Genomic DNA, 12,300 nt, shown 5'->3' with positions numbered 1-12,300 from the left:
ATAATGATGGACGCAGAAATTCTAGATAATTACCGGAAGGCCGGACGAATTCTGGCCGAAGTGCTGCAGGAGGCAAAGCCGAAGGTGGATGTAGGCGTGCCCCTGCTGGAGGTGGCCGAGTTCGTGGAGGAGGCCATAAGGTCAAAGGGCGGCCTGCCTGCATTTCCCTGCAACATATCTTTGGACCGGAGCGCGGCTCATTATACACCCTCGCCAAAGGACGAGAGCGTATTTGCCGAGAATATGGTGAAGCTGGATGTGGGAGTGCATGTGGACGGCTACATCGCCGATGCTGCCATCACCATAGACCTTAGCGGCCACGAGGATCTGGCCCTGGCCTCCCAGGCGGGTCTGGATGCCGCCCTGGAACTGGTCGGGCCGGGGGTGAGCACTGCTGATATTGGAAAGGCGATAGAGGAGGCCATAGTTGGCTACGGCTACAAACCGGTCTACAATCTGACCGGGCATGGACTCTCTCGCTATATCGCTCATGACCTGCCAGCGGTGCCGAATAAGAGAATGGATAAGGGAGTGACCCTAAAAGAGGGGGATGTCATCGCCATTGAGCCCTTCGCCACCAATGGCTCAGGGAGGATCAGCGAGGCGCCCATCACTGAGATCTATGGATTCAGCGGGTCCCGGCCCCAGAGGCTTCCCGCGGCCAGAGCCCTGATGAAGGAGATCGTGGAGAGCTATAAGACGCTACCTTTCGCCAGACGGTGGTTGAAGGCCGAGAGGGCGGAATATGCATTGATGCATCTCGTGCGAAGCGGTGCTGTGCACGGATACCCGGTACTATGGGAGGTTGAGGGAGCGCTGGTCTCCCAGGCAGAGCATACGGTCCTGATTCTGGAAAATGGATGTGAGGTGACAACCAGGATAGGCTAGAGGATTCTTTTTGGCCTTTATTTTCTCATCGAAGGAAAAACAGGGCAGAATTAAGCGAGACTAATCACCCTCACCTGTATCCTCCGATCCGTCCTCATCCTTATAGCTGTCATCGCCTATCATGGCCGCGGAGATGGCATCAATGCCGTCCATCAGCTCGGCAGTCATACAATAAGGCAGCTCGCCGATCTCGGGAAGATTCTCCCCGCCGATCACCCTGGCCCCCACCTGGCTGAGCAGATCGAAGGCCTCATCCAGATTCTCCTTCTCCTCTGCCGCTACTGCCCTTGCCACCAGCTCATCGAGGGTGCTCTCCCGATCGAAGCTTCCGGTGATATAGCGCTGGCTGGAGACGAATACAGCAGCAAGCGAGGTCTTGAGTGATTCTATCATCAGATCGGCATCCTCTCCAAGGGATTCGTGCTCCTGGAAGACAATTGAACGGATGGCCTCGATATCGTCCAAAGCCTCTTCAGCGCTTATGATCTCCCTTTCAAAGCGGGCAATGACCTTGAGACAGGCCAAAACCACATCGTCCATGATATAGATGAAGACCGCTCCCGAGTTCTTATCATCGGATTCTGTGAGCTTGAAGTTGCTGTCCTTCACCTTGTTCATCCAGTTAAGCCAACGCTTCTGGGTATAGAATTCTTCCTTCATTGTAGAACTCATCCTTTCTCTATACAATTCAGCGGTATGTATCCGCCAGGGCAACCCTCTCGATAACCAGATCCTCTATCCTGTCCTCTCCCACCGAATCAAGCTCTGCAGAAGAGATATTAAAAACCTCTTTTACCGCATTGTATCGGCAGGAGCAGCCCAGTCCATCCGGCTTTAGAAGTCTAGACAGCTCTATTTCATCTGGCCAGTTGCATTGGCCCTCCAGGCTGGCGAGGACGAGGGCTATGCGCTCGGTCTTATCTGATACACCCATATTTAGGGCCCTCTCAATCTGCCTCTCTCCGGAAGCATATCTCATTATCTCCATGCCAACATCCTTGGCGATGTTTCTTCTCTGAGAGAAGGCGGATAAGGCCTTTTCCGTGGCGAAGAGGATATGCCTATTGCTTACCACTTTATCTGCATCCAAAGCCTGCACAATACAACCGTATCGATGTTGCAGATCCTTTATTGCCGATATGAGATCCTTTCTATCAGGGATGGCCGGCCTTCCGAAGAGGAGGCGGATTTCGTTCATCACTCCGAGATCGGATCTGCTGCTCTAAAAGCTTGCGGTCCTGTAAATCGATTCCCAGCAGAATGGGCTAAACGCTGCCACTTGACTGGATCGAAAACATCAGGCAAGCCCAAGCATAAATCAAGAAATGCTAAAATCTGAGAAAGGGCAGTTTATCTGCCCAATTAGGTGGAAATTTTCGAGCCTTTCAGACCAGGCCGGCACGCTGCAACCTTAGCAGATCTGCCGTATTCAGCTTTTCGCCCTGTCGGAAGTGGGTAAGGATCTCTTCTGCCTCGCGCTTGGCAACCTCTTTGGCGCGATCCTCTTTGATATCCTTATTCTTCTTCTTCAAGCCCATGATCACTTTTTCGAAGTCGCGAACCTCTCGCTGGGTGCGGATGAACTCCTTATGCTGCTCATCTGCAGCCTCCTGGGCCTTTACAAACTCCTTGTGAGCGGCATCTGCTTCCGCACGGGTCTGATCGGCTTCCTTGAAGGTCGCAATCATCTGATCATGGTATTCCTGGGCCAGCTCTGCGTACTTTGTGACGTCATCGTGGTGCTTTGATGCCTCATCCCTCAATGCTTGAGCCTCATCCAGAAGCTTCCTCAGCTCCTCGTTCTTCTCAAGCTGCTCCTTGCGACTCTTAAACTCCGCATGCAGGGAGGCAATCTTATCCACCAGTTGCTTCTCTTTATCTGGGCTCAAGACCTCAGTCTGCTGCCTAAACTCAAGATGATCAATCTCCCGGCGCAAGTCTCTTATCGAACGATCACCAGTGAGGTTGTACTTCTTGCGGATATCGTCTATCCTGGCATAGAGCTGATTGGTCTTCTCGTTGAACTCGTCCCTGTGCTTTTTGGATTCAGCCACATTCTTGTTATTCTCATCCCGCAGCTTCTTGAGCTCTTGGGCCTTGTCGATCAACTCTTTGGTGGCCTTGTTAAGCTCATTTCTTTTGGCGGCCCACTTGCTCGCCTCTGCGTTCAGTTGGCTGCGTCTGTCCTTAAAGGCAAGGGACTCCTGCCTGAGTTTGCCTCTTTTCTCTTCTAGTTCTGCCAGCATCCCCCGTTTGTCCTCCTGTTCCAGCCCACGGCTGGGGTTTGGTCCCGCTCCGGAACCAAAAAACCCGGGAATCCTTCGCCAGGGTGGCGAAGCGCTTTTCTATGGCGCGATACATATGGGTTTTTTATACGCCCAACTCGTTTTTCAAATGGAATTGCCGGGCTAGTGCACAAAGGTGCACTATTCTCATTCCAGATTATCCACTGCTCAGTTGTTTGATGCAAGCGGTATGATCAAAAATGGCCTTTCCATAAGATCAACAGGAGCGAGCATATTAATACCTATCGAGAAACCCTTTACGTATTAACCTTTTGGTTATCTCCGGACAATGGCCAAAAGGATCAATCCCTCAATTGACCACTCCATAGCAGAGAAGGGGTCTACCATGACGCAGTGAAGGGCAAAATCCCGCCTTTGCATGCAAAAGGCAATCAACAGATTGAAATAGGTGATTTGACCAAAAGAAAAGAAGGAATATTAATGGAAATGGCAATATTCGCTTAGATGGAGGGATTGATCTGAAGGCCAGACTAGCAGCGCTGACAGCAATGATTTTGATTGCTTTCACGGGGAATTCATTAGCAGCAACCGATAATGACATTAATGAAGGGTATAAATACACCAACGCTATCCTGCAAAAGAATACCACATTCGACTTCGAGCAGAGCGTGCAGGGTAACGGCTACTTCATGACTTATATTTATGCCAAAGCGGGCAATACCGCAGTCAAAAACTACGCCCACGGCAGTGGCTCATTGAACAGCGAGTCCCTCTTGACATTACAGGATATGGACCGCCTTACCCACGATGCCAACGCAGACTACAATGATTATTATCAGAACTGCATTGAGTTCAAAGAGGATGTCTCCATGGTCTATGCGCCCATGAGGATTGCAGTTGGAACAGGATATTATGCAGCAAATCCCCTGGACTACAGCTCCCTGCTCAAGGAGAAGACCTGGGTAAAGAACTACCGCGCCGGCACCAGCATGCATCATGAGGTCGAGTATGCCCATGCACTGGATAAGGAGTTGAACATAGTCGTCAAAGAGGTCTTCAATAAGACCTACGATCCTGAGATCTTCGGCATTGGCTATACCCAGATGACCATAAATGAGGATATGACCGACGGAAAGGCTCACATTGGTGTCCTGCAGGCCGCAGACAACTATGCCAGCCTGGAGGACGGAGACTTTACCGCCGAGAACCTCGCGATCAGGAAAACTGCCTGGAGAAATCCAGCAATTGAGATAGACGAAGACTACTGGGGAACCTATCATATCGAAAAGAACATGACGCTGGAGACTCCCTACCGTCTGGTTCAGAAGAATGAGGACTGGCTGCCCTGCTGCTTCGGCGGCTTTGACAGCATGACTTCTGCCGAAAAGAAGTACATCAAGTCTGCAACCGGTATCTTCGATTGCACCTGCTTTAAGGCACCAACCCAGGCCCAGTTTCAAAGAACCTACTAAGTGAGGGAGAAACACTCCCGCTTTTTTTTAATATGCAGTTCGCTACGTGGGAGCCATTCTACAATCAGATATTGCAGGACTTCGGCTTCTCTTCTGCCAGGGATGAAGAGGGAGCGCATCTACTGGCAGAGCTTTTGCAGTATTCCGGAGATTGTCGCCCATCGGCAGAGGAACGGATTCGCGGGAGAAAGGCAGTGATATTTGGCAATGCTCCATCCCTTGACCGCGAGCTCGATGCGCTGCCCCCTATGGATGCTGCCCGCATCGCTGCGGACGGGGCGGCAGCAGTTCTCTTAAGAAGGGGAATTGTGCCGGATGTTGTGGTTTCCGACCTGGACGGCCCCTTTCCTGCAATTCTGGAGGCCTGCCAGAAGAAAGCGATCATCGTCGTTCATGCTCACGGAGACAATCTGGATGCCTTAGCCATATATGTGCCCCAGCTGGAGAATGTCATCGGCACCTGCCAGTGCCGGCCATCGGGTGGACTGTACAACTTTGGGGGATTCACAGACGGAGATCGGTCCGTATTCCTGGCGGTCGAGCTCGGGGCGTCCTCAATTGAGCTGGTGGGCTTTGACTTTGAGGACCAGAGCGTGACCCCCCGAAAAAGAAAGAAGCTGGCCTGGGCAAAGAGGCTAATAGAGATCGCCCTATCCGAAAAGTGAGCTTGTGTATCAGGAGCGAGCTGATCTTGCCGCTGCTCGGGTTGCCCCTCCTGTCCCCAACAAGGTCTGGCTAGGTCAGCATTTCAAGTATGGAAGATACAGCGCTCTCTGCCACCGCATCCTCATCGAGGCTCGCATCTATGATCACAAAGCGCTCTGGCTCCAGGGATGCCAGCCTGCGAAAGTTCCCGTCCACCTGGCGCAAAAACTCCTGCCGTTCGAACTTCTCTCTCCCCGAACGAGAGCTGATTCTCTGCACTGATAATTGGGGATCCAAAAGGAAGAGGAGAGTCCTGTCCGGGCGCAGGTTCCATGGTCGATAGATCTCTCTGATCCAGACCAGGGGATCGGGAACAATCCCTTTCAGAGTCACCCCCTGATAGGCAGCGGTGGAGTCGGCATACCGATCGCATAAGACAATTGCCCCCGCCTCCAAAGATGGGATTATGGTATCGGCCAGGTGGCGGGCATGGTCTGCCATGAAGAGGAAGAGCTCTTCCATGTGCTCGGCAAATGATAGCTCGCCGGTCGATTCCCTCAATATCTCTGAACGCAGTATCCTCCCAGCAGCGCTGTTGGAGGGCTCAGCGGTGATGAGCAGCGTTCTTTCCGGAACCAGCTCCTTCAGCTTTGCCGCAATATGGCGGATCGCTGTGCTCTTTCCCGAGCCGTCGATCCCCTCCAGTGTGATAAGCAGGCCTTTCACAACTTCAGAAAGGCCATAATGAAGATTAATTTGTCGCCCGATACTAACTCTGGCACGTCATCCGATGGGTATCCGCAGTCAGGCCAGCAACCCTCGCAACGGGCGTCTGTACCGCATTTGGGTTGTCTCATGGTCATAGGTAGACGATAGTCAGTATCCTACCATAAGGACCTATCAACGCGGCCTGTAGTCCCTATCCTGCACCGGCACTCACGGCAGAACATACTCTAAGCTCGTGTCAGCCCTCGAAAGGGACATTACAAGAATTCATCCATGATTAATAAAGTTATCTACATACGATATAATAATCGACTCATATCGGAGCGCTGCCGCCAGTAAGCTTTAAGTTAGTGTTCTACATTAACAATGCTGAGGTGCTTCGTTTGACCGACAAGATCTATGTAATCGGGCACAAGAGTCCTGATACCGATTCTGTAACATCTGCCATAACCTATGCCAATCTGAAGAACGCCCTGGGAATGAAAGAGGCCGTACCTGCCGCCGCAGGAGACATAAATGCCGAGACCAAGTTCCTGCTGGACCACTTCAAGGTTCCTTACCCGGAGAAGCTCACCGATGCTACAGACAAGAAAGTGATACTGGTAGACCACAATGAGATGGCCCAGGCGGTGGACAATCTCAATATGGAGAACATCGTGGAGATCGTGGACCACCACAAGATAGGGGGCCTGGCCACAGGAAAGCCCATATTCTTCCTCAATGAGCCGGTGGGCGCGACTGGCGGCATCATCGCGAACCTCTATGAGATGAACAATGTGCCGATCAGCAAGGAGATGGCTGGCCTGATGATGTCCGCCATCCTCTCAGATACCGTCCTATTCAAGTCGCCCACCTGCACTCCTCGCGACAAGACCGCAGTGGAGAAGCTGGCCAAAATCGCTGGCGTCGATCCGATGAGTTTCGGCATGGAGCTGCTGAAGGCCAAGAGCGATGTCTCATCCAAGTCGGCCAAGGATATTCTCCTGGGCGACTTCAAGAAGTTCGACTTCTCCGGCACAAAGTCCGGCGTTGGTCAGATCGAGGTCATGGATCTGAAGGACCTGGAGCCCAAGAGAGCGGCAATCCTGGAAGAGATGAACAAGATGAAGGACGCAGAAGGTCTGGATATGATCGTTCTGATGCTCACCGATGTCATGAAAGAGGCAAGCGACATTCTCTTCGTAGGAAATGCCCAGGCAGCGGCAGGATTTGAGAAGGCATTCGGCGGCAAGATCCAGAATAACTCCATCTATAAGGAAAAGGTACTCTCCAGGAAAAAGCAGGTTGTCCCGCCCCTGGAAGGCGCCTTCAAGAAATAAATCATCTGGATTTGGTGGCCGATGGGCCACCTTTAGTTTTTCTCTTTTTTGCATTCTTTTCCCTTTGCCAGCACACCATCCCGCCTAAATCGCCACCGTCCTGCAACTGATTGCTCACAGTTGAAATGGTCTAGCGGCTGGGGTGAATGCATAGATCCTTCTGTTTCAAGCGCACCAAAGGCATCGAGAGATGGCGGCGAGCGCAGGGAGGCACCTCATAAAACCCGGTCTCAAGATCACGGGCCCGATTCTCTATTTCGCGAGAGGATGATCTGGTCTTGCAGCGACGGCAGCGATAGCCCTGGCCCTTGCCCGCGGACTCCATCCTTCTATGGCATTGAGGGCATAAGGGCGCTGCCTGTACCTTTTCGGGAGCAAGATGGAGGATGTTGATCTTCTCCAGGTTCAGCGTTCCATCCCGCACCGAACCGAAGACCTCCAGCTCATCCCCCGGCCGCAGCTCTTTTATGATATTGCGGAAGTTCTTGGTGGGCTCGAAGGCTGCGCACTCAATCCTGCCCCCCCCATTCAGCCCCACTCCCTCATTATGAAGGGTCAAGAATACGTGTCCACCAGCGATCACCCTGGCCGGCCCGGCGACGAAACCGTGCAGCCGGTAGCTCTGGCTGTCCTTTGCCCGGGCTATCTGGCCTTCGAGGATATGGGCATCTGTGCCCTGGTTGGTCTGATAGAGCACATACCTCTCCACCGGCTCAGATCTTATGGTCTCAAATGCTCTTTTAATGGCCACTGGATCCGAGCCTCTTATGCCGAAGAGGACGGGATCAGCAGAATGGGGAGCGAATACCACTCTATGGTTATGATGGTCCACAGTATCCCAGGTCTGGGGATAAGTGAGCCTGTCCGCTTCCCATACGGTGGCGGGATCTATGAACCTGGGCGTGCCCCAGCGGCTGCGCTGCCGATAGGCTATCAGCTCATAGGTCCAGTCCGGCAGGTCTGCCCCCACCGCAGCCAGAGCGCCGATCAGACCCCTTCCCTTCTTGAAGCCCCGATACCATATCCCCTCCTCGTCCAGAAGTCGTCTCGCGGAGTCTATGCTGAGAATCTCCGTGACCGCAGAGCGATAGAAGGCCCTCATCCTCTCCGTCACCTCCTCTGCAATCACCAGTCCGGGATTGGTGTTGGACCCGGAGAAGTCGGAAAGCTCGAGAAGCGTCTGGAGAGCGATTCTCTTCACCATATCCGGGCGGCTGCTCTTAAGGCTGAAGGCGAGGGCAGCATTGCCCCGGGTCTTATAGCGGGCGCAGGGATTGAGGCGGATGAGCCTGGGCAGGCCCTCGATCTCCCCCCAAGAAACGAGCCTCTCCATGAGCACCGCGGCCAGATAAGTGGTGCACAGGCCTCGTTCAGAATCGGTATCATCTATTCCAATAAACATGGTCAAGCTTAAATAGCGGTCAAACGGACATATATAATGATGGATAAGGAGCTTCTTGCCGCGCATGTGGAGGAGGTTTTGAGAGAGGCAGGATTCTCTACCTCTGACCGCTGCTATCTCCGTCCCAGGAGCTTCGACCTGGCAGCCAGAAGAGATGATCAGTTCCTTTTTTTGAAGATCCTCTCCAATATCGACGGCCTGAATGAGAGGACTGCCCTGGAGATCAGGCGTCTGGCCAAGCACCTATTAGCCAGCCCCATACTGGTCGGAGAGAAGACCCGCGACCAGTACCTGGAGAGGGGAGCGGTCTACTTCCGCTATGGCATTCCCACCCTCAGCCTGTTCACCCTGGCAGACTGCCTGCTGGAAGGGGCCTTGCCCCTGGTCTATGCGGCGCACGGCGGGCTTTATGTGCGCATCGATGGAGACCGGATGAGACAGATCCGGCTGGCACGAGGCATATCTTTGGGGGCCCTGGCCACAGAGCTAGGCGTCTCCCGCAGGACCATTAGCAAGTACGAGGTCGAGGACATGGACACCTCGGTGGATGTGGCTTTGAAGCTGGAGGAGATCTTCAATGAGGAGCTGATCGAGCCGGTAGATCCCTTCCAGACCGAGGCGGTGGCAGAGGAGAAGGGGCCGGTGACGGACAACATCCTACGACTGCTGCTGGAGATCGGTTTTGAGGTGGTTCCCACCGCCCAGGCGCCATTTAATGCCATAACCAGGGAAGGAAAACTGGTGGTCCTCACGGGCGTGGGCAAGTTCTCCCAGAGCATAATCAAGAAGGCCCGACTGATGAGCAGCCTCTCCTCCGTCGCCCGCACCAAGTCGGTGGTGATAGTGGACGGTGAGACGAAGCTGGAGTGCATAGAGGAGACCGCCCTCATTGAGAAAAGGGAGCTGGAGGACATCGACGAAACCCGGGATTTTGAGGATCTGGTGGCGGAAAAAAAGAGCAAATAGGCCTTAAATCATCCAAGGCATACATTCATCTATTTCTTAGCCAGAATTGCATTCTGGAGGCATTGTGCTCTCATGAGATCGCTCAAGGACAGAATCAGGGAATCGGGACGGGTATTCGTATTTGGCATTGCTGGGGATAGTGGATCGGGTAAGACCACCATCTCACGGGGCATTAGAAGGATCCTGGGGGAGGATATGGTGGCCACCTTCTCCATGGACGACTACCACTCTTTGGACAGAAGGCAGAGAAAGGAGAGAAACATCACCCCCTTGCACCCCGATGCCAATCAGTTCGACCTTTTGGCTGAGCATCTGGAAGCCCTGCGGAGAAATGAGAGAATAGACAAACCGGTCTACGACCACCGCACCGGAGAGATCTCAGGGACGGTGCCCTTCGGCCCGGCGCCGGTGATAATCGTAGAGGGCCTTCACCCCCTTTACACCGAGCGGCTGAGAAGCCAGATCGACTTCAAGATATTCGTCGATCCCTCCCGGTCGGTGAAAAGGCTGTGGAAGATCAGGAGAGATGTGGGCGAGCGGGGCTATGAGACAGGACAGGTGATGGCAGAGATTCTACAGCGCGAGCCGGACTACAAGCTCTATGTGGACATCCAGAAGATCTATGCCCAGATTGTGATCAAGATTCAAGACTCCCGTTTTCATCCCTCTCTACTCGATTCCCAGTCCACCCTGGACTGGTACTCGGTGCGGCTGATCATGGAGATAATGGAGCATCCCGTGTCCGAGGTGAGCATGAACATCGATCTCTCCAAGATTCTGCGCCGATCGGAGCATGAGTTTTCCATTGAGTTTCAGAGGGATGACTACTACGGGAAAAGGGTGGGGATCATGACCATGGACGGGGAGATTCATCAATCCATGATCTCTGACCTGGAGAAGAAGCTGGGAGAATCCCTGGGAACGGACGGCATGATCAGCGATCGAAGGGAAGAATACGTCAATGCCATCGGCCTGGCCCAGCTCATCTTAACCTGGAACTGCGTGGAGAAGCTGGACTATCTCCTCCAGGAAGAGGGCTATTAGAGGCTTACTCAGCCTCTTTTCTTAAGCTCCTTTTCTATCTCTTCTCCAGCCCCGGTAAGTCCCCAGATGCCATTCTCCTCTCGGACCAGATCCCGCTCTGCCATCTCCGCCAGTATCTTCTTGACTGACGGGGCAGGGATATGAGTGACCTTGGCCACTTTATCTGACTCCATCTTCCCCTTGGAGCCCAGGATCTGGACAATCCTTTCCCGCTGCTTGTTTCCCATGATGAAACCCATAATTGCATCCATGTCATCTGCCATATTTTGCACCTCTTTTTTGCGTTAGCTTTATTAGCTGTACACCTCAATGTTAAAAGTGGCGGGCAGTCCGGGTGGTTCGGCGTCACCTATAACCCGAAATCGTCGATACGCGGGGGGCGAAGCTGACGGAAGACCTCGGGCGCTGTGCGTTCAGTCCAGCTGCCGACTATGATTCTCCGTCCTGTAGGGATAGCACCGGTCCATGGGTCCTTCTGAGGAATGACCCGTGTACCATAATTGCAGGAACCGGTTCAGGCCCGGAAGGGAGCAGACCCACTGCGGGTAACTGTCGCTTATAGGTGTAAGGGGAGGAGAAAGCATCGGGAAAAACTGGCGCATAAGCCTGGGGGCGACTGCCGGCGTGCTCGCCATTTAACGCTGCCCTGAAAACATTCATATATAGCTCTGCATAATGATTCTATCCGGTTGATATCATTACTGGCAATTCCATGCGCCCTGCGATCTTCTTCGACCTCACCCATACCCTGCTTGAAAAGGTGAACGGTCAGTACTATCTCTACAGCGATGCATTGGAGACCTTGAAGGCGCTGCGTGAGCGCGGCTACCGGCTGGGAGTGATCTCCAACCTGTCTGAAGAGGTAACAGTCGACGAGGTGCACTCCTTTCTGGAGGAATGCAGAATCGCCTCGTTCATTGACCCCCATCTTATAGTCCTCTCCTCTGAGCACCCTGAAAATATCAAAAAGCCGGATAAGCGAATCTTCGACCGGGCACTGGAAAAGAGCGGACTGGTGAAAGCAGAGAATAAGGCCATATTTGTCACCGAGGAGCACGAGCACATCCTTGCCGCTCGAAGCTATGGCTGGAGGGCGATACTGAAACGGAACTGGGGCGAATGCCAGCCGGAAGATGGTGAATGCGTCTTAAGCCTGACTGGACTGCTCATCCTGTTATGATAAGATAGATTTGGCTCTCCAAAAGCTCGATTGGAACTCAGAGGCCAGAGCTCAGGTCAATTATGTCCAGAAAACGTTATTGATCGATGCTTCAGATCCACCTGAGCACCTTCGCCTCCCTTGGCATTGCCTCCGGGACCTCCTTTGGATAGCCGAAGATCAGCGGGGCCATGAGCTCGTGGTCCTCGGGAATTCCGATCTGGGCCAGAGATTCCGGAACATGGTTCAAGTGATCGGCAAATCCGATGAAGCAGCTTCCCAGCCCCTCCTGGAAGGCGAAGAGAAACATATTCTGCGCAGCGAGGCCGCAGTCTAAGAAATTCACCACCCTCCACAGGGGATTGGGACTCTTTTTAACGCTGATGAAAATAAGCAGAGGAGCGCCATAGAAGATCATATCCCGCTCTGAATT

The 12,300-nt window shown here is 53.2% G+C and carries 14 protein-coding genes and 1 other RNA gene; 8 read left to right on the top strand and 7 right to left on the bottom strand.

Annotated features, from left to right (window positions below; translation table 11 throughout):
* The first annotated feature begins 6 nt into the window (after positions 1-6).
* Complete coding sequence (map, locus tag BP727_RS04465; RefSeq protein ID WP_276988182.1) at positions 7-888, top strand: type II methionyl aminopeptidase; 882 nt, start codon at positions 7-9, stop codon at positions 886-888.
* A gap of 60 nt (positions 889-948) precedes the next feature.
* Here the strand turns inward: map and BP727_RS04460 are convergent, their stop codons facing one another.
* From BP727_RS04460 to BP727_RS04450, 3 genes are all read right to left on the bottom strand, one after another.
* Entirely contained in the window at positions 949-1,548 is a 600-nt protein-coding gene (locus BP727_RS04460; RefSeq protein WP_286857584.1) for a DUF2150 family protein, read from the bottom strand.
* A 28-nt stretch (positions 1,549-1,576) separates the two neighbouring features.
* Positions 1,577-2,086: a KEOPS complex subunit Cgi121 gene (cgi121, locus tag BP727_RS04455; protein WP_048132176.1), complete on the bottom strand. Its 510-nt coding sequence runs from the start codon at positions 2,084-2,086 to the stop codon at positions 1,577-1,579.
* 187 nt (positions 2,087-2,273) lie between these two features.
* Positions 2,274-3,134 (bottom strand): coiled-coil protein, encoded by an 861-nt coding sequence (locus BP727_RS04450; protein WP_013719532.1) that lies wholly within the window; start codon positions 3,132-3,134, stop codon positions 2,274-2,276.
* Between the two features lie 548 nt (positions 3,135-3,682).
* On the opposite strand from BP727_RS04450, the gene BP727_RS04445 reads away from it, so the two are divergent.
* The gene (locus BP727_RS04445; protein ID WP_273278199.1) at positions 3,683-4,606 is read left to right on the top strand and encodes a hypothetical protein; all 924 of its coding nucleotides are present in this window, start codon (positions 3,683-3,685) and stop codon (positions 4,604-4,606) included.
* Positions 4,607-4,638: 32 nt separating this feature from the next.
* Complete coding sequence (locus BP727_RS04440) at positions 4,639-5,271, top strand: 6-hydroxymethylpterin diphosphokinase MptE-like protein (RefSeq protein ID WP_273278198.1); 633 nt, start codon at positions 4,639-4,641, stop codon at positions 5,269-5,271.
* Between the two features lie 70 nt (positions 5,272-5,341).
* Here the strand turns inward: BP727_RS04440 and tmk are convergent, their stop codons facing one another.
* On the bottom strand, positions 5,342-5,977 hold the full coding sequence (gene tmk / locus BP727_RS04435) for a dTMP kinase (RefSeq protein ID WP_013719529.1): 636 nt from the start codon (positions 5,975-5,977) through the stop codon (positions 5,342-5,344).
* A gap of 383 nt (positions 5,978-6,360) precedes the next feature.
* Between tmk and BP727_RS04430 the strand changes: the two genes are divergently transcribed.
* Positions 6,361-7,296, top strand: a complete 936-nt coding sequence (locus tag BP727_RS04430) for a manganese-dependent inorganic pyrophosphatase (protein WP_013719528.1) — start codon at positions 6,361-6,363, stop codon at positions 7,294-7,296.
* A 130-nt stretch (positions 7,297-7,426) separates the two neighbouring features.
* Here BP727_RS04430 and BP727_RS04425 read toward each other — a convergent pair whose 3' ends face one another.
* Positions 7,427-8,698, bottom strand: a complete 1,272-nt coding sequence (locus BP727_RS04425) for a tRNA(Ile)(2)-agmatinylcytidine synthase (protein ID WP_273279055.1) — start codon at positions 8,696-8,698, stop codon at positions 7,427-7,429.
* A 39-nt stretch (positions 8,699-8,737) separates the two neighbouring features.
* Between BP727_RS04425 and BP727_RS04420 the strand changes: the two genes are divergently transcribed.
* A complete protein-coding gene (locus tag BP727_RS04420) occupies positions 8,738-9,664 on the top strand; it encodes a transcriptional regulator (protein ID WP_342766270.1) in 927 nt (308 codons plus the stop codon).
* 72 nt (positions 9,665-9,736) lie between these two features.
* Positions 9,737-10,708 carry a phosphoribulokinase gene (locus BP727_RS04415; protein WP_013719525.1) on the top strand — a complete coding sequence of 324 codons (972 nt, stop codon included), beginning with the start codon at positions 9,737-9,739 and terminating at the stop codon, positions 10,706-10,708.
* A gap of 8 nt (positions 10,709-10,716) precedes the next feature.
* Here the strand turns inward: BP727_RS04415 and BP727_RS04410 are convergent, their stop codons facing one another.
* On the bottom strand, positions 10,717-10,971 hold the full coding sequence (locus BP727_RS04410; RefSeq protein ID WP_013719524.1) for a transcriptional regulator: 255 nt from the start codon (positions 10,969-10,971) through the stop codon (positions 10,717-10,719).
* 56 nt (positions 10,972-11,027) lie between these two features.
* Here BP727_RS04410 and ffs point away from each other — a divergent pair.
* Positions 11,028-11,342: signal recognition particle sRNA (ffs, locus tag BP727_RS04405), an RNA gene on the top strand.
* Positions 11,343-11,420: 78 nt separating this feature from the next.
* Positions 11,421-11,888: an HAD family hydrolase gene (locus BP727_RS04400; RefSeq protein WP_013719523.1), complete on the top strand. Its 468-nt coding sequence runs from the start codon at positions 11,421-11,423 to the stop codon at positions 11,886-11,888.
* Positions 11,889-11,979: 91 nt separating this feature from the next.
* On the opposite strand, the gene BP727_RS04395 is transcribed toward BP727_RS04400, so the two are convergent.
* Positions 11,980-12,300, bottom strand: a 321-nt coding sequence (locus tag BP727_RS04395; protein ID WP_286857577.1) for a nitroreductase family protein, incomplete at its 5' end; no start/stop codon positions are given.

The sequence above is a fragment of the Methanosaeta sp. UBA356 genome, from assembly GCF_002496465.1.
GTDB classification, from domain to species: Archaea; Halobacteriota; Methanosarcinia; order Methanotrichales; family Methanotrichaceae; genus Methanothrix; species Methanothrix soehngenii.
Note: the sequence above shows the minus strand (reverse complement) of the source record. Positions and strands in the feature narration are given on the sequence as shown.